The sequence below is a fragment of the Nocardioides dilutus genome (genome assembly GCF_054779555.1).
On sequence record NZ_BAAGYA010000003.1, the window covers coordinates 902,282 to 926,671 of the forward strand.

Sequence of the window (24,390 nt, forward strand, 5' to 3'; positions counted from 1 at the left end):
GTGCTGGTGGTGAGGAGTTCTCGAAACTAGAACGTGTTCCAATTCTAGCGGACGCGATCCGAGTCAGACGCCCAGCGCCACGAAGGCCGCCGCGGTCGCCTCGGCGACCACGTCGCCGCGGGCCCGCGCCCGCACCCGCTGCATGACGGTGCCGAGGTCGTCGAGCTCGTCCAGACCGCGGTGCACCTGCACCATCAGCTCGACCGTGGCCTCGTCGTTGACCGGCGCGACACTGGCCAGGATGCCCGCGGTCCCCATCGACATGAGGGCCGAGGCCAGGCCGAGCAGCTCGCCGGCACCGACGGGCACCATGACCCCCGAGTCGCACGCCGACAGCACCATCCGGTGCGGCGCCCGGCCGAGCTGCTCGAGGTCGTGCACCGTCAGGGGTCCGTCGGCCATCTCCAGCGCGGAGAACATCGGGTTGTCGGCCCGGAACCTCCCGTGCGCGGCCACGTGCACCAGCCCCGCGCCGTCCATGGCCCGCAGGCACCGCTCGACGGTCGCCGACGTGTCGGCGAGGACCACGGCGTCGGGGTGCTCGGCCGCCACCCGGGGCACCTCGGCACCGCCGGTGGCCAACCCCGGGCCTGTGAGCAGGACCCGTCCGGGGGCGCCTCGCTGTGCCCGGGCACGCAGCCAGGTCGAAGCCGTCGGCACGACGCTCACCGGCACGCCGGCGAGCGCGGGCAGCAACCCCCAAGGCGTCGCGTGCAGAGCCGCCGTGGGCGACACCACCACCGGTCCCGGCCGGAGCGCGGCGACCGAGGGGCCGAGGAGCACCTGCTGGAGCCGCAGCCCGATGTCGGCGAGGGAGACCGGGCGACCGCGGGCCGCCTGCCGCAGCACGAACCGGGCCGCATCGACCGCCGCACCGGCGTCGGCGGCGTTGCCCACGGCGTACGCCTGCACCCGGCCACCGGTCACCACGACGGAGTGCAGCTGACCACCGATCTCCACCAGCTCCACGAACGACCCCTCGCCGACCGCGTCGACCAGACGGCCGACATCGAGGCCGGCCCGGGCGGCAGCTGCCTCGGCCGAGGCGCCGACCAGCCGGCGCCGGTGCTGGATCGTTTTCTCGAGCCGGGCCCGTTCGCGCTCGAGCAGCGTGGTCGGCGCGTCGCCGTCGCGGGCGTCGGCCAGGCGCCGGTCGTTGGCGCGCAGCGCGGCCAACAACCCAGCGAGCTCGTCGTCGTCCGGAGGCCGCAGTGCTGGCTGGGTCAGCGCCGTGGCCCGCCACCGCTCGCTCCACCACAGCAGGCCACGCGAACCCGTGCGCGCCGCGCGCGCCAGCGCGAGCCTGGCCAGCTCGTCCCCGCGCGTCGAGGCCAGGGCGCGCAGCTCGGTGCTTCCCAGCGTCGCCCGATGGTCGTCCAGGGCGTCCAACCCGCGCCGGCAGGCATGCAGCAATGCGCGCACCTCGCCGCGCCGGTCTCGATCGAGGGCCTCGGCCAACCAGGCCGTGGCTCGCACCAAACCCGAGGGGTGGCGACGATAGCGGGCTGCGGCGGCGAGGAGTTCCGCTGTGTCGTCCCGGCCGACGTCGGCCGCGGCGCGGGCCGCGAGCAGCCATGCCACCGGAGCGTCCTCCGAGCGCGCCGCCTCCAGCGTCGAGGCCAGCCGTTCCGCCTCGACGGCCAGCCTCGGTCCGCGGGCACCGGTCAGACGCCGGGCCGCGAGCACGACCAGCTGCGCTCGGGCTGCCGCCACCTCCCGGCCCTGGCGCCGAAAGCTGGTGCGCGCGGACCTGGCCGCGGGCAGGGCTGCCCGAGCGTCGCCGCGGGCGAGCTGGGCCAGCGCCAGGAAGAGCTCCACGTCGGCCCGAAGCACCGGCTCCACCCACTCCCGGGTCAGCAGGCCGGCGGCCACGGCGCACGCCTCGTCGGGCAGCCCCGCAGCCATCAGCGCCTGGCACCGGTCGCGGCCGAGCTCGACCGGGGGATCGCCCCAGCGCGCGTACGCGAGTCCGGCCTCGTCGTACAGCCGGAGGGCCCCGGGCAGGTCACCGCTGTCGAAGGCCAGCGATCCCTGGTTGTGCAGCGCCCGCACGGCCTCGACCTCCTGTCCCTCGGCCTCGAAGTAGCGGCGCGCGTCCTCCAGTGCCGTCATGGCCTGCCCGACCTTGCCGACGTCGAGGTAGAGCAAGGACAGGTTGCTCAGGGTGCGCGCCTCCCAGAGCCGGTCACCCAGGCTCCTGGCACCTCTCAGGGCACCGCGCAGGTCGGGCAGCGCCTCCTCGTGCCGCGCCAGGAACCACGAGAGCATGACGCCGCGCCGCATCAGGGCGGTCGCACGCACCCTCGGGTCGTCGGCGCCCTCGACCGCGCGGTCCAGCTGGGCCAGCCCCGCGCGCGAGCGCCCGTCCATGATCAGGGCGGCGCCCAGCGTGGCTCGGACGTCGGCGAGGCGGTTCACGTCCTCGCTGCGCTGCGCCAGCCTGAGTGCCGAACGCAGCTCGCTGACGGCCTCGGCCAGCCGCCCCTGCTCCCGCAGCACCAGCCCTCGGACGTGCCGCGCGACCGACAGGGTCCACGGGTCGGTGTACGTCGCCAGCAGTGCGTCGGCACGGGCTCGGGCGATGCCAGGCTCGGCCACGGCCAGCCGCAACAGCTCGGCCGGGTCCACGGCGACAGTTCCCTTCGACACCCGCGCCCCTTTCCTCGACCGCCCCTAGGTCCCTACGGTGGAGGATGCACGTGCCATTCTCGCCATCCCGGCCGTACTCATGACAGTCACTCCGGGCGACGGCCCGGACGAGACCGGTCGGCAGCGCACCCGAGACCAGGTCCAGGGGATCACCGCCTCCCACCCTCGGTTGCTCGTCGACTCCGACGACCTCGCAGACTTCAGCTTCATCTGCGATCGCGACCACGTCCTGCTGCCCCCTCAGGACCCGGACCTCGACCCGGCCCTCGACGCGGTGGACGTGCTCGTGAACTACCTCTCCGACCGCGTCGCCGGGCAGTCGGAGACCGAGCCCCAGGACACCGACCTCATGGGCATCGGCGAGCTGCCAGACCTGCAGCCACGCACAGGACTGTCGCGGCGCTACCTGCTCCCCACCCGCCGGGTCCCCGTCCCCGGTGGTCGGGACCTCCTCGTGACGCTCGACGAGATCGACCGCGACCTGGGCGTCGGGTTCGCCACGCCAGACCACCTCGTCCACGTGGCCGTGAAGGGGAAGCCGACCGTGTGCCCGGCCGCCGAGCCGGCTGAGACCGCAGCGATGGGTCCCTGGCCACCGGTCAACACGGACCCCGGGGGGCCGGGCAGCGGTGTGAGCGTGGTGGTCGTGGACACCGGGTGGTACCCACCCGCGACGGCCCTGTCGTGGCTGGCGGGAGTCACCGGACAGCCCGAGCCGCAGCCCATCCCCGATCCGCCGGGGGACCTCAGGGAGTACGCCGGCCATGGCACGTTCGTCGCGGGCGTGGTCCGGGCGATGGCCCCCGGCTGCGACGTGCACGTGCTGAGCCTCCATGTGGATCCCGCCGTCCCCGGCGGCGGTGTGCTCGAGTCGGAGCTGGTGCAGCAGCTAGACGCCGCGCTCGACCACGAGCCCCGCCCCGACCTCATCAACCTCTCCGCCGGTTGCCCCACCCGGCTGAACCTGCCGGCCCGGGCCCTGGAGGACTGGTGGGCCGACGTGTCCCCCGAGCTCGACCTGGTGCTGGTCGCCGCGGCCGGCAACAACGCGAGCCCCTGGGAGTTCTGGCCGGCCTCGTTCCCCTGGGCCGTGGGCGTCGGGTCCCTCGACCGCGACGGCCAGGTGTCGGACTTCTCCAACTGGGGCGACTCGGTCGACGTCCTGGCCCTGGGTCGCAACCTCGTCAACGCCTTCCCGCGAGGCCGCTACATCTGTCAGGAGAGTCCCGACCGCGGAGACGAGAGGATCTTCGACAACCTGCTCGCGCGGTGGAGCGGAACCTCGTTCGCAGCACCACTGGTCACGGGGATGATCGCCGCCGCGATGAGTCGGCAGCAGGCGACGACCCGGAGCGCGCTGATGGCGCGCGATCAGGTCCTCGGGGTCGATCCCCGCGTCAAGACCCTGACCGCGCGGCTGGTGCCCAGCGTCTCGGAGGACCTGCTCGTCCCGCGTCAGCCTTCCTGACGCCCCGGCCGCAGCACCACCCACGGCGTGCGTCGCAGCGTGCCGTCGACCCTCACTCCGAACCGGACCGGGCCGACCGGGACGACCACCGCGAAGACCCCCGAGGCGTCCACCGGGCTGGTGGCGGTGCCGTCATTCACCGACTCGACGACGACGGTGTCGACGGCGCCCCCGGCGTCGGTATGCAGGACCTGTCCGAAGACCTGGTCACCTTCGAACTCGAGCTGCAACGACAACCCGTCGTCGTTCTCGAACCCGAGCGTGCGCACGGCGACGTCCCCGCGCACCGCCGCGTCGGCGAGCTCGAGCGAGTCGTGGGTCAGCGCCAGCAGCTCCTCGTCCACGGTGCGCCAGGCGAAGCTGCCTCGCGCCGCCAGTCGCCGGTGCGGCGGAACCGCCGAGACCTGTTCAAGGGCCTTTGCCAACTCGACCATGAGCCCCTCGTCGTCAGTCGAGTACGACATGCCGACCACCTCCTTGCCTCGCGGGCGACTCTGATTCCCAGCCGCGCAGCGCCCGAGAGCTGCGCAGCTGCTCCAGGGCACGCGCCCGGGTCGGACCGATGCTGCCCTTGGGGATGCCCAGGCGGGCACTGATCTCCTCGTAGGGCAGAGGGGGGTCGACCAGCAGCAGGAGCAGCAGCGCACGGCGCTTCTCCGGCAGCTCGTCGAGCGCGTCGCGGAGGGCCTGGGCACGCAGGTCGCTCACCAGTGCCTCGTTGAAGTCGGGCGGGTCCCCATCGCCGTCGAACGCCGTGGTCCCCGGGTCGACGGGCAGGTCACGGGCCCGGCGCCGGATCAGCTGCAAGGCCTCGTTGCGAGTGGTGGTGGCCAACCAGCCGGGCAGGGCACGGGGCTCCCTCAGGCCGTCGAGGTGCTCGACCAGCCGCAGCCACACCGTCTGGTTGACGTCGTCGGCATCGGACGCGGACAGCCGGAACCGGCCGATTACGGCGGTCACCAAGGGGAGGTAGCGGTCGACCAGGCCGTCCCAGGCCGCGGCATCTCCCGCCCGCGCCCCAGCCACCAGCTCCTCGACATCGGTGGGTTGGTGCATCACCGCCCCCTCTTCCGCGCTTGCTCCGGCGACCTTCATGCCCCCACGGAGGCACGACCCCCAACGCTGGATACCTCGCCCTCCTCCTGCCGCTCTCTCCCACCGTGGCACCGGCCGCGGCTCCCGGCAACCGCGATAGCGACTTCCGATCTTCGTTGTATCTGCCGCCGGGGCCCGGTCTCTGTTGTGCAGCCCGCTGACAACCCGCCAGTGGAAAAGGAGAGGAACCACCATGAACAGCACCACCCGCACGTCCAGCAAGATCCGCCGGTACACCGCCTCGGTCGTCGCCACGGCGGCTGTGGCCGTCGCCGGCGTCGCCTGCGGCACCGAGACCGTCGGCGACGTGGAGCCGGCCGCCCCGGCCCAGGTCAAGGTCCAGGTCCCGGCCCACCAGCCGCAGTCCGCGGACGCCGCAGAGCGCCTCGCCGCGAAGCAGTACTACGAGGCGCTGAAGCGGCACTACATGCAGTCCGGGGACTACTCGGACTCCGGCGCGCAGTCCGCGGACTCCGCGGAGCGCAACGGGGCGAAGCTGCGCAAGGAGCGGAGCTCTCGCCACATGGGCCGCCCCGGCCCCGGGTTCTGACCGACCGCCGCCCCACCAACGGACCGAGACGGGTCTCCACCGCGGAGGCCCGTCTCGGTCGCTTCTCGCTGCGGTACGTGGGACTCGTAAGGTGCGGTGCGTGTCAGCGACCACGTCCGACCCAGATGCCGAGCTGCTGGAGCACGCCCGGTCCGCGAAGGGCTTCATGCCCGAGGACGAGGGGTTGCTGCTGCACCGCCGGGCGTACGAGCGACTGCCCCACGGCCCGGTGCTCGAGGTCGGCACCTACTGCGGCAAGTCCGCGATCTACCTGGGTGCGGCGGCCCGCGAGACCGGGGGGACCGTGTTCACCGTCGACCACCACCGTGGCTCGGAGGAGAACCAGGCCGGCTGGGAGCACCACGACCCCACGCTGGTGGACGACGAGCTCGGTCTGATGGACACCCTGCCGACGTTCCGCAGGACCATCGCTCTGGCCGGGCTCGAGGACCAGGTCGTCGCGGTCGTCGGTCGCAGCACCACGGTCAGCGCGCACTGGCGCACTCCGCTGTCGCTGCTCTTCATCGACGGCGGCCACGCCGAGGTGCACGCCCAGAACGACTACAGCGGCTGGGCGCCCTGGGTGATGAATGGCGGGCTGCTCGTCATCCACGACGTCTTCCCCGACCCGGCGGACGGCGGCCGGCCGCCGTACGACATCTACCTCCGCGCGCTGGCTGGTGGCGCCTTCACCGAGGTGGAGGCGCTCGGGTCGATGCGGGTCCTAGCGCGAACGGCCGGCGAGGCCGGGGATCCCGTCGGATAGGCAGCCGCACTCCAGCGCCAGCTCGGTGAAGTGCGGCGCCAGCGACGTGCCACGCATGATGCCGGAGCCCGCGGTGCTGTGGCCGGCCACCTCGCCCAGGGCATCTACCGCGAGGATCACCGCCGCCGCGGTGTAGGTGGTGTGCTCGACCGGCCAGTAGACGTCCCGGGGCTCGCCGTCGCCCTTGCCGTCCTCGTAGACCCAGCCGGTCCAGTAGCTGCCGTCCGACTCGCGCAGGTGCTGCATGTCGGCGAGGAGCGTGAGAGCGCGGCGGTGGTCACCGAGCGCGTCGAGGGCCATCGCCAGCTCACAGGTCTCGGCGCCGGTCACCCACGGGTTGGTGTCGACGCAGTGGATGCCCAGACCCGGCACCACGAAATCGTCCCAGCGGGACTCGAGCAGGGCCAGGCCGGCCTCGCCGCGGACGGCACCGCCGAGGACCGGGTAGTACCAGTCCATCGAGTACGTCGACTTGTCCGCGAAGAGGTCGCGGTGCTCCCGCAGGGCGTGGCCGAGCCGACCGCCGGTGAGCTCCCACTCGGGCTGGGGGTCGTCGACCAGGTCGGCCAGCGCGACTCCGGCGCGCAGCGACTGGTAGATGCTGGAGCAGCCGGTGAGCAGGCAGAAGTCCTCGCTCGGCGTGTAGTTGATCCCGCCCCAGACGACCTGCTGGGCCACGACCCAGTCCAGCGCCGCGCGCACGGTCGGCCAGTAGCGGTGCACGAAGGTGATGTCGCGCCGCACCAGCCAGTGGTGCCACAGACCGACCGCGACGTAGGCGGTCATGTTCACGTCGCCGCGCTCGTCCTCCGGCTCCCCCGCGACGATCTTCATCGGGAACGAGCCGTCGGCGCGCTGCATCGACGGCACCCACAGCAGCGCCTTCTCGGCAGCCTCCACCTCACCGCCGACCAGCAGCGCCATCGCGCTCTCGACGTGGTTCCAGATGTCGGCGTGCTCCCCGACGGTCCACGGGATCGCGCCGGTCGGCTCCTGCATCCGCGCGATCGACGCCGCCGTCTCGGCGACCTGCGACGCGGTGAGGATCCCATCGACGTAGGGCAGCTGGTTGAGACTCACTCGGCCGGCTCTGCCGTCTCGTGGGGCTTGCGGAAGTAGAGCACCAGGCTCTTGCCGATGACCGGGTCGAGGACCTTGCCCGCGAGCTGCAGCGTCCTGGGCTGCTTCATGATCTCCCAGACCAGGAGCTTGTGGTAGGCCTTCGCAAGCGGGTGGTCGTCGTTGTTGACGCCGACCGCGCACTTGATCCACCAGTAGGGCGCGTGCAGCCCGTGGGCATAGCTCTTGCCCTCGTAGACCATCGCGTCACCCGGCGTGCCGTCGTTGAACCGGCCGGCCTTGGTGACCTTGTCGATCAGCTCGTGGTCGGTGTAGATGCGGATGTGGCCGCCCTCGGCGTTGTGGTAGTCGTCGGAGAGCTTCCAGTTGATGACCTCGGGCAGCCAGCGCGGCACCGAGATCGCCAGCGTGCCGCCGGGGCGTAGGACGCGGACCAGCTCCTTGATGGCCTCCACGTCGGCGTGGATGTGCTCGAGCACCTCGGCGGCGACGATCCGGTCGAACTCCCCGTCGGCGAACGGCAGCTGCAGCGCGTCACCCTGCTTGACGTCTGCCTCGGCTCCCTCGGGGACCTCACCGGCCTGCTTCATCGCGTGGAACAGGTCGCTCACGCCGGCCAGCTCGTCGGCGTCCATGTCGAAGGCCACGACGTCGGCGCCGCGGCGGTACATCTCGAACGCGTGGCGTCCGCCACCGCAGCCCATGTCCAGCACCCGGTCACCGGGCTGCAGCCCGAGACGTGCGAAGTCAACAGTCAGCATCTACCGGTCCTTCGTGTCCTGATCTGCCTGGAAGTCGGCGATCACCTTCTCGTACGCCGACGCGACGGTTGCCGCCACCGCCCGCCAGCTGAACAGCTCGTCCACGCGCCGGCGGCCGTTGGCGCCCAGGAGCGCCCGCCGCTCGGGGTCGTCGAGCAGGCCGGCCAGCGCCTCGGCGAGCTCGCCGACGTCTCCCGGGGTGACCAGCTCGGCGGCGTGTCCGTCCGGACCGACGACCTCGGGGATGGCCCCGGCCCGGCTGACGATCAGCGGAGTGGCGCAGGCCATCAGCTCGGCGGTCGGCAGAGAGAAGCCCTCGTAGAGCGACGGCACGCAGGCGATCTCGGCGGAGCCCATGAGCTCCACCAGCTCCGCGTCGCTGACGCCGTGGACGAACCGGACCGAGTCCTTGATCGAGAGCTTGTCGATGAGCCTCTCGGTCTTGCCGCCGGGCTTCGGGGCGGTGACGAGCAACAGCTCGAGGTCGCGCTCGGTGCGCAGCTTGGCGAAGGCCTCGAGCAGCGTGGCGATGCCCTTCATCGGCGCATCGGCGCTGGCCATCGCCAGGATGCGGCCGGGGACGCGTGGCCGTGTCGGGGGCTGGAAGCCGTCGTCCACGCCGAGCAGGAGGGCCTGCATACGGGCCGGGTCGACGCCGAAGTCCCTGGCGATGTCGCGCTTGGAGGCCTCGGACGGCGTGAGGATGAACCGCGCCTGCTGGGCGACCCGCTTCTGCATCCTCACGAAGCCGTACCAGCGGCTCAGCGTGAACTTGCGCCACGGGTTGCGGGTCGCCGCGATGTCGATGCGGCGGTCGAAGGTGATCGGGTGGTGGATCGTGGTCAGGAGCGGCAGGCCCATCTTCTCGATCTCGAGCATCCCGTAGCCGAGCACCTGGTTGTCGTGGGCGACGTCGAAGTCGTCGACCCGGTCCCGCAGCAGGCGCGCGACCCGCGAGCTGAAGGTCTTGGGCTCGGGGAACCCGGCCACGCACATGGTGGCGAACTCCTCGACGTCGATGCGGTCGCGGAACTCCCGCAGCCTAGGCACGCGGAACGGGTCCGGCTCCCGGTAGAGGTCCAGGCTCGGCACCTTGGTGAGCGTCACCCCGGGATCGAGCTCGGGGTAGGGCTGGCCACTGAAGACCTCGACCGTGTGGCCGAGCGCCACCAGTTCCCGGCTGAGGTGGCGCAGGTAGATCCCCTGCCCGCCACAGTGCGGTTTCGAGCGGTACGACAACATCGCGATCCGCATGTTGGAGTCCTCCGGGTGGTCGCCGGGGGCTCGTGACGCGCCGTGCCGGACAAACTGGAACGTGTTCCTATTATGGCTCACGCGTTGGTAGCCTGAACAACGACCCAACGCACACTACGTCGCACACGTTCCCGGGGAGGCAGGGTGAGCACGATCACCACGAACTCGCTTGCGGTCGAGGACCTCGGGTCAGCCGCCCAGCGCGACCGGCGCAAGCGGATCCTGGACGCGACCATCATGCTGGCCACCCAGGGTGGCTTCGACGCGGTCCAGATGCGTGGTGTGGCCGAGCAGGCCGACGTCGCTCTCGGCACTCTCTACCGCTACTTCCCCTCCAAGATCCATCTGCTCGTCTCCGCCCTCGGCCGCGAGTTCGAGCGTGCGGAGGCCAGCCTCAAGGACAAGCCGATCCCTGGCGACACCGCCTCCGACCGGGTGATCTACGTCCTGCGCAAGACCACCCGCGGACTCCAGGGCGACCCTCATCTGACCGAGGCGCTGACCAGGGCCTTCATGTTCGCCGACGCCTCCGTGGCCACCGAGATCCACGCCGTCGGGATGCAGCTCTCAACGATGCTCACCAGGGCCATGGACCCCGAGCGCACCGAGCCCACCGAGGACGACGTCGCCATCGCTCGGGTCATCGGCGACGTCTGGCTGTCGTCGTTGGTCGCCTGGGTGACCGGCCGCGCCACCGCCAACGAGACCGCCGAACACATGGAGCGCGCGGTCCGCATGGTCCTGCGCGACTAGCCCGCGCGCGGCGAGCGAGCGGAGCGAGCGAGACGCACGCGGGCGGCGCTGGTCGAGGAGGGCCGCCAGGCCCGTCTCGAGACCCCGCAAGCCGCCGCTGGGACTCCCCGGACCCGGGTCAGCTACCAGCGACGTGTTGCGAGGTCTCGAGACAGGCGCTGCGCGCCTTCCTCGACCACCGCCGGTCGCTGGCTCGCTGCGCTCGCCTAGCTCCCGAGGAACTCTGCGGTCGTGCCGCCGAGCTCGATCGGGTCGAGGCCGAGCTTGCGGTGGTCCCAGGAGCGGACCCGGTCGACGTCGAGGCGCACGGCGACCCGGTTGTGGGCCATGAGCTCCACGAACGGCTTGAGCTCCTCGGTGTACGGCGCGTTGTAGCGCTCGAAGATGTTGACGCAGACGTCCCAGACGACGTCCTTGTCCTCGACGACGACCCCGGTGCCCTCCATGGCCAGGCCGCGCAGCTGGTCGTAGGTGTTGCCCTGCTCGACCAGGAACGACATGCGCGGGTCACGACGCAGGTTGACGACCTTCTGCGACTTGGCCTTGGTCTCGATCCAGACGTGCTCGTCGAGCACGGCGTACCACATGGCCACGAGGTGGATCTGGCCGTTCGCACCGACCGAGGCCACCGTCGAGGACCGCGACTGGTGCAGGAACTCGACCTGCTCGTCGTGCGACATCACGATCTGGGCTCGCTGGTTGGCCATCGTGCTCTCCGCTCAGCCGCCGAAGGCGTGCGTCGCGGTGACGCCGCCGTCGATCGCGATCTCGGCACCGTTGATGTAGGACGACTCGTCGCTGCCGAGGAAGACGTAGAGGGGTGCGACGTCCTCGGGGTGGCCGACCCGGCGCAACGGGACCTTCGACGCGCCGTACTCCATGGCCAGGTCGCCGCCGTGCACGCGGGTCATGGGGGTATCGATCATCCCGGGGTGCACGGAGTTGACGCGGATGCCGTACTTCCCGAGCTCGTGGGAGGCGCCCTTGGTCATGCCGCGGATGGCGAACTTGGTGGCGCCATAGGCCACCGTGTTGGCCATCCCGCCGAGCCCCTCGGTCGAGGACGCGTTGATGATCGAGCCGCCGCCGTTGGCCTTCATGGTGGGGACGACCGACTGCATGCCCAGCCAGCAGCCGAGCTGGTTGACCCGGAACAGCAGCTCGACCTCGTCCAGGGGCATCGACTCGACACTGCCGAACCGCAGGATGCCCGCGTTGTTGGCCAGCACGTTGACCGGGCCGAACCGCTCGTTGGTCTCCGCGACCAGGGTGGTCCAGGCCCCCTGGTCGCTGACGTCTAGGTGGGCGAAGTGGGAGGCGGAGCCCAGCTCCTCGGCGAGGATCAGACCCACGTCCTTGGCGACGTCGGCGATCACGACCTTGGCGCCCTCGGCGACGTAGGCGCGGCAGATGGCGGCGCCCTGACCCATCGCGCCACCGGTGACGATGGCGACCTTCCCGTCCAGACGACCCATCAGACTTCCAATCTCATGATCGAGTCGGCGGCGAAGCCGACCGACGGGTCGCGCCCCTCGAAGAAGCCACCCAGCTGCTTGTCCAGGTCCTCGAGGTCCCAGACGGCGCCGGAGGCGTCGAAGCGCTGCTCGACGACCGGTGCCGCCACCAGTGCGACCATGCCGCCGTAGACGACGAAGACCTGACCGGTGATGTTGTCGGCGGCCGGCGAGGCGAGATAGGCGACCAGCGGGGCGACGTGGTCGGCCGAGTAGGGGTCGACAGCCTGCCCGGAGGTGTCCTCTCCGAAGACCTGCGCGGTCATCGCGGTGCGAGCCCGAGGGCAGATCGCGTTGGCTCGTACGCCGACCTTGGCGAGGCCGCGGGCCGTCGACAGGGTGAGCGCGGCGATGCCGGCCTTGGCCGCGGCGTAGTTGGCCTGGCCGGGCGAGCCGCCCAGGAACGCTTCGGAGGCGGTGTTGACCACGCGGGCGTAGACGGGCGCGTCAGCCTCCTTGGACTTCGTGCGCCAGTAGGACGCGGCGTTGCGCGACAGCAGGAAGTGCCCGCGCAGGTGGACCCGGATGACGTCGTCCCACTCCTCGTCGGAGAGGTTGAAGAGCATCCGGTCACGGGTCATCCCGGCGTTGTTGACCACGATGTCGAGGGAGCCGAACCCGTCGACGGCGGCGGCCAGCATGGCGTCGGCGGTCGACCGCTCCCCCACGTCGCCCTCGACGATCGCGACGTCGGCACCCTTGGCACGGAGCTCGTCCGCGGCGTCGTCGGCCGCCCCGGGGAGGTCGTTGAGGACGATGCGGGCCCCCGCGCCGGCCAGGGCGAGGGCCTCGGCGCGGCCGAGTCCCGCCCCGGCCCCGGTGACGATCGCGACACGGCCATCCAGGGACAGGCTGTGTTGGGTCACGCTATTCCTTTCGTGGTTTCGAGGCTCGCGAAGCAGTGGGTTGAGCAGAGCGCGAAGCGCTCGTGTCGAAACCTCGCACCTCAACCACCGTCAGTCCTCGATCAGGGAGATGGCGGCACGCGGGCAGGCAGCCACGGCGCGCTTGACGTTGTCGATGCTCTCGTCGGTGGTCTGGTCGGTATGCAGCTGCAGGAAGTCGTCGTCGTCGAGCCAGAACACCTCCGGCGCCATCGCCTCGCACAGCGCGTTGGACTCGCAGAGGTCGTAGTCGACCTTGATCTTCATGTCCTACCTCAGACCTTTCCTCAGGAGCCTTCACTGGAGTGACCGGGGAACACCTTCGCGGTCGGGTCGATCGCGACGGTGGCGTTGTTGACGGCGGTGGCGGCCTCGCCGAAGCCCACGGCGATCAGCCGGACCTTGCCGGGGTATTCGGTGATGTCGCCGGCGGCGAAGACCCGTGCGTAGTTGGTGCGCATGGAGGAGTCGACGACGATGTGCCGCTTCTCGACCTCGAGGCCCCACTGCTGCATCGGGCCGAGGTCGGCGACGAAACCGAGCGCGGCGACCAGCGCCTGCGCCGGGCGGACGACGGTCTCCCCGTCCACGTCGATCTCCACCGCCTCCAGCGTGCCCTCCGAGGAGCCGTCCCTGCCCATCAGCCTGGTCACCTGGGCCTTGGTGATGATCTCGACGTCGGACTCCTGGACCTGCTGGACGGTCCGCTCGTGGGCGCGGAAGGCGTCGCGACGGTGGACCAGCGCGATGCTGCGCGCGATGCCCTGCAGGTGCAACGCCCAGTCGAACGCGCTGTCGCCGCCACCGACGATCACGACGTCCTTGCCGGCGTAGGGCTCGAAGCTGGGCACGAAGAACTCCATGCCGCGCCCGACCCAGCCCTCGCCGGCGGGGAGGGGACGCGGGCTGAACTTGCCGATCCCCGCAGTGATGAGCACCGCGCCGGCCCGGACCTCGGTGCCGTCGTCGAGGCCGACGGTCACGCCCTCGTCGTCGTGGGCGAGGGTGAGCGCGGTGCGGTCCAGGAGGTAGTCGGGCTTGGCGGTCGCGGCCTGCTCGACCAGGCCCTCGACCAGGGTGCGGCCCTTGACCGACGGGAAGCCGGCCACGTCGAGGATCTGCTTCTCGGGGTACATCGCGGTGATCTGACCGCCGAGCTCCGGCAGCGAGTCGACCACGGCGACCCGGTGGCCGCGGAAGCCCGCGTAGTACGCCGCGAAGAGACCGGTCGGCCCGGCTCCCACGATCAGGATGTCGCACTCGACCCTGCTCACACCGGCCATCCTAACTGAAACACGTTCTAGTTTGCTCTAGGAGGCGTCGACATCGGAGACGAGCCAACCCTGCTCTGTGTCGATCAGTGTGACCTTGAGCCGGAACGGCGTGAACCCCGACTCCTCGCCCTTCCGGATGGTGAACTGGTTGAGGAAGATCAGCGCCTCGACCTGCTGCTCCGACGCGGTCATCACGCCCTGCGCCGCCACCTCGGCGGTCACCTGGGTCTCCGCCTCGATGAAGGGCTCTCTGGCATCGTCCGTGGTCTGGCGGAACTGCTTCTCGAAGTCCGCGGTCATCATCGCCGCCGCCGCGTCCACCTGCTCGTCGTAGGTCTCGTAGGAGCGCTGGGTGAACGCCACCGCCGCCTTGGCCGCGGTGTCGGTCGCGCTGCGCTCCGCGGCCCGGCTCAGCAGCACCGGGCGCTCGCTCGACACCTTGGGGTCGTCCTTCAGCGGACCCCAGAGGTAGGCGACCTGCAGCAGTGCAACGGCAGTCAGGATCACGATGGCGAGGACCAGCGCGAGGGTCGCTCGGTTTGGCCCCTCGGTGGTCGAGGAAGGCGCGCTAGCGCCTGTCTCGAGACCTGGTGAGTCGAGGCCGGGACCCGACTCCGGTTCGACCAGCTCCGCTTCAGCGGGGGCCTCCGCTGCGGGGGTCTCGACAGGCTCGACCACCGGTGGTTCAGCGGGTGCCTCTGTCACCTGGTCTCGAGACGGTTGCTGCGCAACCTCCTCGACCACCGCCGGAGCGTCGCTGGCTCGCTGCGCTCGCCCCGCGACTCTCCTCGGCCGCGGCGTCGGGTTGCGCGACGACGTCATCCGACGAACTCCAGGTTGCTCGTGAGCCACTCGCCGTCGACCAGCTCGAGGGAGAGCAGGATCCGGAAGCGCCGCGGGACCGGCTCACCCTGGGAGGCCTTGTTGGCGACGGTGCCGGTCGTGGCCGCGATGACCGACGCACTGTCGGCGTCCACGCTGACGACGCCCGCCCACGTCACGGCGCCGTCCATGACCGACTCCTCCTGCTCGAGCACCTCGATCACGCTGTCGGCCGACTCCGTGTACTGCTTCTTGAACTCGCCGGTCGCGCCGGCCGCCACCTTGTCGATGCTCGCCTGGGGCTCGCGGTAGTCGATGTTGATGAAGGCCTCGGTCTCGGCGCGCGCCGAGGCGAGCACGTCGCCGTAACGCTCCTGCTCGGCCCGCGCGTCGGCCCGGTCGGCGCGCGCCTGGAAGCTGAGCACGCCGAGCAGGACGCAGACGCACGCCAGCAGCATGGCGACGGCGTACAGGAGCCGGTTGCGAGAGGACATCTGCCCCAAGATAGACATCTAGGAAACCGGACCCACCAACAGCCACTTCCACGAGTCGCCGCCCAGCACCGACAGGTTGCCCGGGTCGACGAAGCGCACCGGGTTGCCGTTCTCGTCCACGACGCCGGAGAGCACGCCGGTGAGCGGGTCGTAGGAGCCGACGGCCGCGCGGGCCGGGTTGGAGTTGAGCGGGGTGCCGGGTGAGTACTTCGACCCGCGCATGTTGTAGGGCGGACCGCTGAGGCACCGAGCCGGATAGATCGGCCCGTCACTGAGGTCGGTGAACTGCCGCCACTCGCTGGGCGGCAGGTAGCCCTCGGTGCACGTCGGCGCCGAGTCGTACTGCAGGTTGACGTGACCGTAGCCGTCTGCGGTGCTGCCGCTGGGCCCGGCGCCGATCACCCGCGGGTAGGAGACCAGCAGCTGCTCGAGCCCGGCGAGGTGGGCGACGGCGACCTGCTGGAGGCTCACGGCGTTGCCGAGCAGCACCGGAAGGGTCGGCTCCAGGTCGGTCAGCAGGGCGTTGAGCTCGCGCGCGGTGCCGGGGGTTCCCTGCAGGACCTGGCGGAGGTCCTGGTCACTGCCGGCCAGGGCCTCGGTGAGCAGCTTGAGGTCCCGCGAGAAGGACGCGATGTTGTCGGAGTTGTCCCGCTGCGTGCCGAGCACGGTCATCCCGTTGTCGAGCAGGGCGATCGTCTCGTCGGTGTGGGCCGAGGCCTCGTCGACGAAGCGGCCGCCGTTGTCCAGGAGCTGCTGGAGCGGCTCGCCGGTGTCGGCGAACATCGCGCCGAGCTCGGCCACGGTGACCTGCAGGTTGCGCTCGTCGACGGACTGGACGAAGTCGTTGAGCTCGATGAGCAGGTCGGCCTCGTCGGTCGGCAGGGAGTCGGCGTCGCCCTCGAGCCGGTCGCCGTCCTCGACGTAGGGCCCCTCGTCGTCGGCCGGCTCGAAGTCGAGGTACTGCTCGCCCACGGCCGAGAGGTTGTGGACATACATCGGCGCGTCCGCGGGGAGCTTGGTGCCCTCCTCCAGCGACAGCACCAGCTCGACGCCGTCCCGGCTGGTGTTCATCTCCTTGACCTTGCCGATCTTGACGCCGCGGTAGGAGACCTCGCTGCCCTCGAACAGGCCGCCGGACGCCGGCAGGGTGGCGTAGACGGTCAACCCACGACCCAGGACGCGGTCGATGAAGCCCAGGTAGGACGCGGTGATGTAGACGATGCCGACCGCGGAGAGGACCGCGAACGCGATCAGCCTGATCTTGATGCCGCGGGTCACAGCACCCCACCTCCGAACAGCGCCTGGGTGTCGGCCGAGGGTGCGGCGCTGCCGTCGGCCAGCCACGAGGTGAGCGAGCGGCCGAGCACCTCGTCCAGGATGTCGTCCAGCGCGCCGGGGAGCTCGTCGAGCGGGAGGTCGGGCACCTGGTTGAGCACCACGCAGACCGGGTTGTCCTTGTGCTTGGGCTTCTTGCACTTCTCCTTGAGCTTGGCCAGCGAGTCCAGGTCGGCGAGAACCTTCTTGCACGCGTTGCTCGTGATGTCGCCGCTCTGCAGGCACTTCTGGACGTCGGTGAGCACCTCGCCCGGGTCGGGGAGCTCGATCGGCGGGAGCTCGATCGGCGGCTGCTCGCCGCCTCCGCCGGTGAGGAAGTTGTCGAGGCTGATCTCGGCGCGGATCGAGGTGTTGGCGTAGTCGCCCTTGACGACCTCCGAGGCCTCCTTCGGGAATGGGAAGCTCACCAGGAGGTTGAGGCCAGGAGCCAGCTCGTCGCCGACCGCGTTGAGCTTGGTCAGCACCGGCTTGAGGTGCTCGAGGCTCTTGATCAGGTTGCGCTTGCTGGCCCGGATCACCCGGGTGCCGACGACGCCCAGCCGGTCCAGCGAGGTCAGCATCTCGACCAGCTCGGCCTCCTGGTCGGCCAGCACCTCGATGGCCGGGCCGGTGGCGTCCAGGGCATCGGTCACCGTCTGGCGCTCGGCGTTGAGGGTGGCGGTGAGGTTCTTCATCGCCTCGAGCGCCCGGATGATGTCGGCCTTCTGGGCGTCGAGGGTGCCGACGACGTTCTCCAGCGAGCCGAGCAGCACCCGCAAGCGGTCCTCGCGTCCGCTCATCACGTGGTTGAGCTCCTCGACGATCGTGCCGAGCTGGGCCACTCCGCCTCCGCTCAACAGGAACGAGAGGGCACCGAGCACCTCCTCGACCTCGGGGTTGCGGCCGGTCGCCGAGAGGGGGATCTCGTCACCATCGCCGAGCCGGCTGTCGGCGGGGCCGCTCTCGGGGGCCTCGAGGGCGACGTACTTCTCGCCCAGCAGGCTGACCTGACGGATGTCGGCGATCGCGTTGTCCGGGAGCTCCACGTCGTCGCGGACCCGCAGAGTGACCCGGGCGTGCCAGCCCACCCGCTCGACGTCGGTCACCTCGCCGACGACCACGTCGTCGACCATCACCGGCGAGCGCGGGACGACGTTGAGGATGTCGGCGAACTCCGCGGTCACCTCGAAGCTGTTGTCTTCGTCGACCGGTGAGCCCGGCAGGGGCAGGTCGTAGGCCCCGTCGAACTCGCAGCCGGAGAGCAGCAGCGCGCCGGCCGCGACCGCTGCGGCGGTGGTGCGGAACCGGCGTCGGAGCCGCGAGGTCGTGGTCATGAGGCACCCCCGAACAGGTCGGAGAGGGTGGCGTCACTGTCGGTGGCGTAGGCGTCCTGAACCTCGTCGGCCCGGAAGTCGCGCTCGGCCGCCGGGGTGCCCGCCGCGGCCTTGGCCTGGCGCACCGCCTTGCGCACCGCGGCCTTGCTCGGGGGGCCGGACTCCACGATCTGCTCGAACAGCGTGCACGCGAGGTCCTTGCTCACCTGCGGCATGCCGGACTGCTGGACGATGGCGCAGAGGAACCCGTCGAGGTCGGCGATGTTCTGCTGGACGCCGATCCGCGAACCCACCGAGGACGACTGGGCGTCGAACGCCAGGATCAGGTTGCCCATCGCCACGGGGGCGACAGTCAGGGCGGTGTCGATGCTCTCCTTCTCGGAGTTCATCGTCTTCAGCGTCCGGGTCAGCCCCTCGAGGTCGTCGACCAGCGCCTTGCGGTTGTCGCGGACGAACACCTCGACGGTGCCGACCGCGTCGGCCACGGCCGCCAGCGCCGCGGTCAGCTCCTCGCGCTCGTCGGCGAGCGCCGCCGACACCTCGGCCAGGTCCTTCATGAACGCACGGACGACCGCGTCGTTCTTGGCCAGCACCTCCGTGAACCTGGCCAGCGAGGTGACCGTCTCGAACAGGTCGCCGCTGCCCTCGCCGAACGTGACCGCCGCCTCGGACAGGTTGCGGATCATCTGGTTGCCCAGCGCACCGTTGCCCTCGAAGGCCTCGCGGGCGGCGGCCAGCGTGTGGTCGAGGGTGCCGTCCTTGTTGACCCCGTTGGGCCCGAGGGCGATGGTCAGGTCCTCGAGGCTGGCGTAGATCCGGTCCAGCTCGACCGGGACGCCCGTGTCCGGCAGCGGGATGTCGGCGCCGCTGGCCATGACCTGGTCGCCCTTCTCGAACGCCGGGGTGAGCTGGACGAAGCGGTCCGCGACCAGGGTCGGGGTGACGATCGCCGCCTTCGCGTCGGCGGGCACGTCGTACTTGGCTTCGTACTCCATCTCGACGCGCACCGAGTTGCCCTCGGGGATGACGGCAGTGACCTTGCCGACGTTGACGCCGAGGATCCGCACGTCGGTGCCGACGTAGACGCTCACCGCTCGCGGGAAGTGCGCCGTGACGGTCTTGCTCGGCTCGTCCTTGCCGACGAGGACGAACGTCCCCGCGAGGAGCACGGCCACGACGACCAGCACCATGGTGCGCACATTGAGGAGCTCGGCGAGGCGGGTCATGGCGTCGCCACCCTGGTCGGGACGAACTCGCCGGTGGGGATGGCCGCCAGGTTGGCCGCGTAGGCGTCGAACCACGGCCCGGTGCCGATGATGTTGCCGAGGATGGACACGTAGGGCCCGAGTGCGGCGAGGGTCGCCTTGAGCTCCTCCTCCTTGCTGATCAGTAGATCGAGGAGCTGGTCCACCTCGGCCAGAGCCGGTCCGATCTGCTTCTGGTTGTCCTCGGCCACGCCGCGCAGCTGCTTGGCGAGGATGCGCGCGTTGACCAGCAACCGGTGCACGGCCTCCTTGCGCTTGGTGACCTCCTGGAAGACCAGGTCGCCGTTCTCCATCAGCGACACGAGGTCCTCGCTGCGGTCGCTGAGCAGCTTGGTGACCTCCTTGGAGTTGGCGAACAGCGCGCGGATCTGCGCGTCCCTGGAGGCGACGGTCTCGGAGAGCCGGGCGATGCCGTCGAAGCTCGCCTCGATCTCGGGCGCCGCCTGGGTCATGGTCGTCGACACCACGTCGAGTGCGTCGACGAGCTGACCGCGGTCGATCTCCTCGGTGGTCGTGGTGAGGTCACCGAACACCCCGACGATGTCGTAGGCCGACTCGGTGCGCTCGAGCGGGATCGGGGTGTCCTCGGCCAGCCGCCCCTCGCCCGCCGGCGTGAGCTCGAGGTACTTCTCACCGAGCAGGTTGAGCACCTCGATCGAGGCCTCGCTCTCCTTGCCGAACTCGACACCGTGGTCGACCTCGAACTTCACGACCACGGTGGAGTCGTCGAGCGTGACGTCCTGCACCCTGCCGACCCGGATGCCACCGACCTGGACCATGTTGCCCCGGTGGATGCCGCTCGCGTCGGCGAAGACCGCCGTGTAGGAGGTGCCGCCGAAGCCGGGGAACTTGGAGAGGTTGAAGGCGGCGGCCATGACCAGCAGCATCAACGCGATGGTGATCACGCCGAGCCGCATGATCTGGGCGTCCGTGTAGCGCTTCATCCTGCGCCACCTGCGCTTCCCGTGTCCGCGCAGCGGGGTGCGGTGGAGCGGAAGTTCAGGTCGTTGAGCTGCTGCTGGAGCTGCTGGATGACCGGAAGGTCACCGAGGCCGGCGGGCAGGGTGATCTCACCGGAGAAGCCGCAGACGTAGTAGCTGTACCAGGAGCCGTAGGTGCCGGTCCGGGTCTGGTCGGTCATCGACTCCGGCAACCGGTCGAGCAGCTCGACGATGACGTCGCGGTTCTGCTTCTTGTTGAGCAGCTTGGCCAGCTTGCGGAGCTGGGCGACGTCCGACTTCAGCACCGGTCGTGCTCCCTTGAGCAGGCCCGCGACCTCGACGGTGAGGTCGGAGATGTTGGCCAGCGACGAGCCGATGACCGCGCGGTCCGCGGCGAGGTCGGTCATCCAGCCCTCGAGCTCCACGACGAGCTGGGTGACCTGCTCGGAACGCGAGCTGACGGTGGCCAGGGTGGTGCTGAGGTTGTCGATCACCTGGCCGATCAGCTCGTCGCGGTCCGCCAGCGTCGTGGTCAGCGACGCGGTCTTCTCCAGCAGCCCCTGGATGGTGCCTCCTTCGCCCTGCAGCACCTGGACCAGGTTCATGCTCAGCTCGTTGACCTGCTCGGGCCGCAACGCCTGGAAGAGCGGCTTGAAGCCGTTGAACAGCGTGGTCAGGTCGAGCGCCGGGCTGGTCTGCTCGATAGGCAGCGTGTCCCCGGCCCCAAGCCGCTCGGCGCCGGCATCTGCGCCTGCCTCGAGCGCGAGGTAGCGGTCACCCACGAGGTTGAGGAACCGGACCTCCGCGCGCGAGGCGGTGGTCAGCGGCACGTCGGACTTGACCCGGAAGGTGACGATGGCGTGGTTGCGGTCGTGGTGGTCGACCCCCTTGACCTCGCCGACGCTGACGCCGGCGACCCGCACGTCGTCGCCCTTCTCGAGCATCGAGGCGGTCGTGAAGATGGCCTTGTACTCGGCGCCGGCTCCGAAGCCGATGTTGCCCATGATCGCGGCGAGGAGGCCGGTGACCAGGACCGAGACGACGCTGAAGATGCCGAGCTTGATGCCCGCCGACACGGTCACCGCCTGGCGACGCCGGCGCAGTGTGGCCGCGCTGACGAACTGGGGCTGGGTGTCGGGCTGGGTGTCGGGCTGGGTCACGAGGGGTCACCTCCTCGCACCACGGGGCCGTAGATGAGCGAGCCGAGGGCGCCGTAGGTCTCGGCAGCGCGGCCGGACTCCCCCGCCAGCAGGGCGTTGATGACCGCCTGGTCGGCGGCTGAGCCGGCGAATCCGCTGGACACGCTGCTCTGCGTCCCGGTGCCCGAGCGACCGCCTCCCGGGATGGGGCTCACGGGATAGGACTCGACCCCCTCGTCCAGGTCGATCGGCCCGGCCGGGATCGGCGGGTCGGGCAGCCCCGCGCACCATGGTCCGTGGCCGACCTCGCCGTATCGGGGCAGGTCGTCGGCGGTGTAGGCGCGATACTGGTTGGTGCCGAACTCGATGAACTGCTTGATCTCGTTGCCCTCGAAGGTCCGGGACAGGATCGGGGCGTAGCGGGCCGCACCCTTGATCAGGCACGGGAACTCGGGTGAGTAGACGGCCAGCAGCTTGAGCAGCGGCTCGCTGACCTCGCCGATCCGGATGAGGTTGTCCTCGTTGTCCCCCAGGACTCGCGTCGAGGTGTTGGCCAGGCCGCCCAGGTCGGAGAAGAACACGTCGAGGTCCGCTCGGCGCTCGACGACGGTGCGCGAGGTCACCGTGAGGTTGCGCAGCACAGCGAGCAGGTCGGGCGCGGCCAGGTCGTAGATGTCGGCAACGTCCGCGAGCCGGACCAGGTCCTCGCGGAGTGTGGGCAGGCTCGGCTCGATCCGGGCGAGGTAGACCTGAAGGTCGTCGAGCGTCGAGCCCAGCTGCTCGCCGCGTCCCTCGAGCGCCGTTGCCAGCGCGTTGAGGGTCATGTTGAGGTCGGCCGGACGGACCGCGCGCAGCAGCGGGAACAGGTCGGCCAGGATCTGGCTGAGCTCGACGTTGGTGTCGACCCGGTCCTTGGGGATCACGTCGCCGTCCTCGAGGGAGGCGGACGCGGGGTCGTCTGGCATCACGAACGAGATGTACTTCTGCCCGAACAGCGTGGTCGGGAGGATCTCGATCGTGACGTTCGCGGGGATGTCGTCGGCGGCCTCCGGCCGCAGTGCGACGGTGATCTCGGCGTTCTTGCCGTTCTGTGCGATCTCGCGCACCTGGCCGACAAGAGCGCCGTTGACCCGGACGTCGCCGAACTTGGCGAGCTGGAGCCCGGCGCGGTCGGCCTGGATCGTGATCATCGTGTTGCGCTCGAAGGTCTTCAGGTAGATCGCGATGGAGAACGCGACCAGCAGGGCGATCACGGTCAGGAACGCGACGCCCGCTACGAGGAGGCGGTTGTGCTCCCGCCTGCTGTCGTGGTGGATGTTGACCAGCATCAGCTCACCCAGGCCTATCCCGTGATCCGCACGGTGGTGGTGGAGCCCCAGATGGCGAAGCTGAGGAAGAAGTCAGCGACCACGATCGTCACGATGCTGGTGCGGATCGCCCGCCCCACGGCCTGACCCACGCCGGCCGGGCCGCCCGAGGCGGTGTAGCCGTAGTAGCAGTGGATGAGGATCACCGCGGCGGCGAGGAACAGCAGCTTGCCGAACGACCAGAGCATGTCGATCGGCGGCAGGAACTGGATGAAGTAGTGGTCGTAGGTGCCCGGCGACTGGCCGTAGATCAGCGTCACGATCAGCCGCGGTGAGAGGTAGGACGCACACAGCGCCACGACGTAGAGCGGGATGACCGCCACGAACGCCGCGATCATCCGGGTGGTCACCAGGAACGGCAGGGACGGGATGCCCATCACCTCGAGGGCGTCGATCTCCTCCGAGATGCGCATCGCGCCCAGGCGCGCGGTGTAGCCGCAGCCGACCGTGGCCGCGAGGGCGATCGCCGAGACGAGAGGCGCGACCTCGCGGGTGTTGAAGTAGGCGGAGATGAACGCGCTGAACTTGGCGACGCCGAGCTGGCTCAGGGACGCGTAGCCCTGGATGCCGACCTCGGTGCCGGCGAAGAACGCCAGGAAGGCGATGACACCGACGGTCCCGGCGATCAGGGTCAGCCCGCCGGCCCCGAAGGTGACCTCGGCGAGGGTGTTGGTGATCTCGCGCGGGTAGCGCCTGATCGCCCGTGGAACCCAGAGGAGGGCCTTGACGTAGAAGAGCAGCTGGTCGCCATAGGTCTCCAGGGAACGGCGCGGCACGGCGACGGCCGACTGGGTCAGTGACCGGGCGACCGAGCGGGCGGCAGAGCTGGAGTTGGCCATCAGAGCCCCGGAGGTGGGATGACCTGGAAGTAGATGGCGGTGATGATCGCGTTGAGGAAGAACAGCAGCATGAACGCGACGATCACCGCCTCGTTGACGGCCCGCCCGACGCCACTGGGCCCGCCACCGGCGTTGAGACCCTTGTAGGCCCCGACGATCGCGGCCAGCCAGCCGAAGACGGCCGCCTTGACCATGGCGATGTAGAGGTCCGGCAGTGTCGCGAGGGCAGTGAAGGACGAGAGGAACGCGCCCGCGGACCCGCCTTGGACGATGACGGTGAAGAAGTAGCCGCCACCAATGCCGGCCGAGATGACGATGCCGTTGATCATCAGGGCGACGAACGTCGTCGCCACCACCCGTGGGGCCACCAGGCGCTCCAGCGGGTCGACGCCGAGGACCTCCATGGCGTCGATCTCCTCACGGATCTTCCGGGCGCCCATGTCGGAGCAGATCGCCGAGCCGGCCGCGCCGGCGATGATCAGCGCCGCCGCGATGGGGGCGGCCTCCCGGACCACCGCCAGCACCGCGGTGGCGCCGGCGAAGGACTGGGCACCGAGCTGGCCGGTCAGGTTGCCGACCTGCAGCGAGATGACCGCGCCGAAGGGGATCGAGACCAGGATCGTCGGCATCAGCGTGACGCTGGTGATGAACCAGGCCTGCTCGACGAACTCCCGGAACTGGAAGGGGCGGGTGAAGATCACCTTGGTGACCTGCACGACCATGGCCGCCATCTCGCCCGGTCCCCGGATGACCGATGCAGCAGTAATCGCCATCTGTCACCTCCCCCGTGCAAGCGACGGCTTTCACACACTAGAACAGGTTCTTAT

Annotated in this window: 25 protein-coding genes; 4 read left to right on the forward strand and 21 right to left on the reverse strand. The window is 70.2% G+C overall.

Features of this window, described 5'->3' with window-relative positions; genetic code table 11:
- Positions 1-63: 63 nt before the first annotated feature.
- On the reverse strand, positions 64-2,649 hold the full coding sequence (locus ACYVC6_RS20070) for a CHAT domain-containing protein (protein WP_460716245.1): 2,586 nt from the start codon (positions 2,647-2,649) through the stop codon (positions 64-66).
- Between the two features lie 79 nt (positions 2,650-2,728).
- Here ACYVC6_RS20070 and ACYVC6_RS20075 point away from each other — a divergent pair, with 79 nt between their 5' ends.
- Positions 2,729-4,117 (forward strand): S8 family peptidase, encoded by a 1,389-nt coding sequence (locus ACYVC6_RS20075; protein WP_460716246.1) that lies wholly within the window; start codon positions 2,729-2,731, stop codon positions 4,115-4,117.
- Here the strand turns inward: ACYVC6_RS20075 and ACYVC6_RS20080 are convergent.
- Both ACYVC6_RS20080 and ACYVC6_RS20085 read right to left on the reverse strand, forming a co-directional pair.
- Entirely contained in the window at positions 4,105-4,581 is a 477-nt protein-coding gene (locus tag ACYVC6_RS20080) for a hypothetical protein (protein ID WP_460716247.1), read from the reverse strand. The genes ACYVC6_RS20075 and ACYVC6_RS20080 overlap by 13 nt on opposite strands.
- Positions 4,565-5,173: an RNA polymerase sigma factor gene (locus ACYVC6_RS20085; RefSeq protein ID WP_460716248.1), complete on the reverse strand. Its 609-nt coding sequence runs from the start codon at positions 5,171-5,173 to the stop codon at positions 4,565-4,567. Before ACYVC6_RS20085 ends, ACYVC6_RS20080 begins: the two co-directional genes overlap by 17 nt.
- Positions 5,174-5,405: 232 nt before the next feature.
- On the opposite strand from ACYVC6_RS20085, the gene ACYVC6_RS20090 reads away from it, so the two are divergent.
- The gene (locus ACYVC6_RS20090; protein WP_460716249.1) at positions 5,406-5,762 is read left to right on the forward strand and encodes a hypothetical protein; all 357 of its coding nucleotides are present in this window, start codon (positions 5,406-5,408) and stop codon (positions 5,760-5,762) included.
- Between the two features lie 100 nt (positions 5,763-5,862).
- The gene (locus ACYVC6_RS20095) at positions 5,863-6,528 is read left to right on the forward strand and encodes a class I SAM-dependent methyltransferase (protein WP_460716250.1); all 666 of its coding nucleotides are present in this window, start codon (positions 5,863-5,865) and stop codon (positions 6,526-6,528) included.
- Here the strand turns inward: ACYVC6_RS20095 and ACYVC6_RS20100 are convergent.
- Genes ACYVC6_RS20100 through ACYVC6_RS20110 form a run of 3 tightly spaced genes read right to left on the reverse strand, consistent with a single transcriptional unit; the run spans position 6,487 to position 9,623 of the window.
- A complete protein-coding gene (locus ACYVC6_RS20100) occupies positions 6,487-7,608 on the reverse strand; it encodes a prenyltransferase/squalene oxidase repeat-containing protein (protein WP_460716251.1) in 1,122 nt (373 codons plus the stop codon). The two genes, ACYVC6_RS20095 and ACYVC6_RS20100, sit on opposite strands and share 42 nt — an antisense overlap.
- Positions 7,605-8,369 carry a class I SAM-dependent methyltransferase gene (locus ACYVC6_RS20105; protein WP_460716252.1) on the reverse strand — a complete coding sequence of 255 codons (765 nt, stop codon included), beginning with the start codon at positions 8,367-8,369 and terminating at the stop codon, positions 7,605-7,607. Before ACYVC6_RS20105 ends, ACYVC6_RS20100 begins: the two co-directional genes overlap by 4 nt.
- Complete coding sequence (locus tag ACYVC6_RS20110; protein ID WP_460716253.1) at positions 8,370-9,623, reverse strand: glycosyltransferase family 4 protein; 1,254 nt, start codon at positions 9,621-9,623, stop codon at positions 8,370-8,372.
- 144 nt (positions 9,624-9,767) lie between these two features.
- Between ACYVC6_RS20110 and ACYVC6_RS20115 the strand changes: the two genes are divergently transcribed.
- Positions 9,768-10,376, forward strand: a complete 609-nt coding sequence (locus tag ACYVC6_RS20115; protein ID WP_460716254.1) for a TetR family transcriptional regulator — start codon at positions 9,768-9,770, stop codon at positions 10,374-10,376.
- Between the two features lie 206 nt (positions 10,377-10,582).
- On the opposite strand, the gene ACYVC6_RS20120 is transcribed toward ACYVC6_RS20115, so the two are convergent.
- The 15 genes from ACYVC6_RS20120 to ACYVC6_RS20190 all read right to left on the reverse strand — a co-directional run bounded on the left by ACYVC6_RS20120 (position 10,583) and on the right by ACYVC6_RS20190 (position 24,336).
- Complete coding sequence (locus tag ACYVC6_RS20120; RefSeq protein WP_460716255.1) at positions 10,583-11,083, reverse strand: pyridoxamine 5'-phosphate oxidase family protein; 501 nt, start codon at positions 11,081-11,083, stop codon at positions 10,583-10,585.
- A gap of 12 nt (positions 11,084-11,095) precedes the next feature.
- Positions 11,096-11,851 (reverse strand): glucose 1-dehydrogenase, encoded by a 756-nt coding sequence (locus ACYVC6_RS20125; protein WP_460716257.1) that lies wholly within the window; start codon positions 11,849-11,851, stop codon positions 11,096-11,098.
- Positions 11,851-12,756, reverse strand: a complete 906-nt coding sequence (locus tag ACYVC6_RS20130) for a 3-oxoacyl-ACP reductase (protein ID WP_460716258.1) — start codon at positions 12,754-12,756, stop codon at positions 11,851-11,853. Before ACYVC6_RS20130 ends, ACYVC6_RS20125 begins: the two co-directional genes overlap by 1 nt.
- 90 nt (positions 12,757-12,846) lie before the next feature.
- The gene (locus ACYVC6_RS20135; protein WP_460716259.1) at positions 12,847-13,041 is read right to left on the reverse strand and encodes a ferredoxin; all 195 of its coding nucleotides are present in this window, start codon (positions 13,039-13,041) and stop codon (positions 12,847-12,849) included.
- Positions 13,042-13,061: 20 nt separating this feature from the next.
- Positions 13,062-14,048: an NAD(P)/FAD-dependent oxidoreductase gene (locus ACYVC6_RS20140; RefSeq protein ID WP_460716260.1), complete on the reverse strand. Its 987-nt coding sequence runs from the start codon at positions 14,046-14,048 to the stop codon at positions 13,062-13,064.
- Positions 14,049-14,084: 36 nt separating this feature from the next.
- On the reverse strand, positions 14,085-14,555 hold the full coding sequence (locus ACYVC6_RS20145; RefSeq protein ID WP_460716261.1) for a hypothetical protein: 471 nt from the start codon (positions 14,553-14,555) through the stop codon (positions 14,085-14,087).
- Positions 14,556-14,866: 311 nt separating this feature from the next.
- Entirely contained in the window at positions 14,867-15,364 is a 498-nt protein-coding gene (locus ACYVC6_RS20150; protein ID WP_460716262.1) for a hypothetical protein, read from the reverse strand.
- Between the two features lie 18 nt (positions 15,365-15,382).
- A complete protein-coding gene (locus tag ACYVC6_RS20155) occupies positions 15,383-16,642 on the reverse strand; it encodes an MlaD family protein (protein ID WP_460716263.1) in 1,260 nt (419 codons plus the stop codon).
- Positions 16,639-18,012: an MCE family protein gene (locus ACYVC6_RS20160; RefSeq protein ID WP_460716264.1), complete on the reverse strand. Its 1,374-nt coding sequence runs from the start codon at positions 18,010-18,012 to the stop codon at positions 16,639-16,641. The genes ACYVC6_RS20155 and ACYVC6_RS20160 overlap by 4 nt, the downstream gene beginning before the upstream one ends.
- Positions 18,009-19,238: an MCE family protein gene (locus ACYVC6_RS20165; RefSeq protein ID WP_460716265.1), complete on the reverse strand. Its 1,230-nt coding sequence runs from the start codon at positions 19,236-19,238 to the stop codon at positions 18,009-18,011. The genes ACYVC6_RS20160 and ACYVC6_RS20165 overlap by 4 nt, the downstream gene beginning before the upstream one ends.
- The gene (locus ACYVC6_RS20170; protein ID WP_460716266.1) at positions 19,235-20,221 is read right to left on the reverse strand and encodes an MCE family protein; all 987 of its coding nucleotides are present in this window, start codon (positions 20,219-20,221) and stop codon (positions 19,235-19,237) included. Before ACYVC6_RS20170 ends, ACYVC6_RS20165 begins: the two co-directional genes overlap by 4 nt.
- On the reverse strand, positions 20,218-21,378 hold the full coding sequence (locus ACYVC6_RS20175; RefSeq protein WP_460716267.1) for an MCE family protein: 1,161 nt from the start codon (positions 21,376-21,378) through the stop codon (positions 20,218-20,220). Before ACYVC6_RS20175 ends, ACYVC6_RS20170 begins: the two co-directional genes overlap by 4 nt.
- Complete coding sequence (locus ACYVC6_RS20180; RefSeq protein ID WP_460716268.1) at positions 21,375-22,685, reverse strand: MCE family protein; 1,311 nt, start codon at positions 22,683-22,685, stop codon at positions 21,375-21,377. The genes ACYVC6_RS20175 and ACYVC6_RS20180 overlap by 4 nt, the downstream gene beginning before the upstream one ends.
- Before the next feature lie 14 nt (positions 22,686-22,699).
- Positions 22,700-23,563: an MlaE family ABC transporter permease gene (locus ACYVC6_RS20185; RefSeq protein WP_460716269.1), complete on the reverse strand. Its 864-nt coding sequence runs from the start codon at positions 23,561-23,563 to the stop codon at positions 22,700-22,702.
- Complete coding sequence (locus ACYVC6_RS20190; RefSeq protein WP_460716270.1) at positions 23,563-24,336, reverse strand: MlaE family ABC transporter permease; 774 nt, start codon at positions 24,334-24,336, stop codon at positions 23,563-23,565. The genes ACYVC6_RS20185 and ACYVC6_RS20190 overlap by 1 nt, the downstream gene beginning before the upstream one ends.
- Positions 24,337-24,390 lie beyond the last annotated feature (54 nt).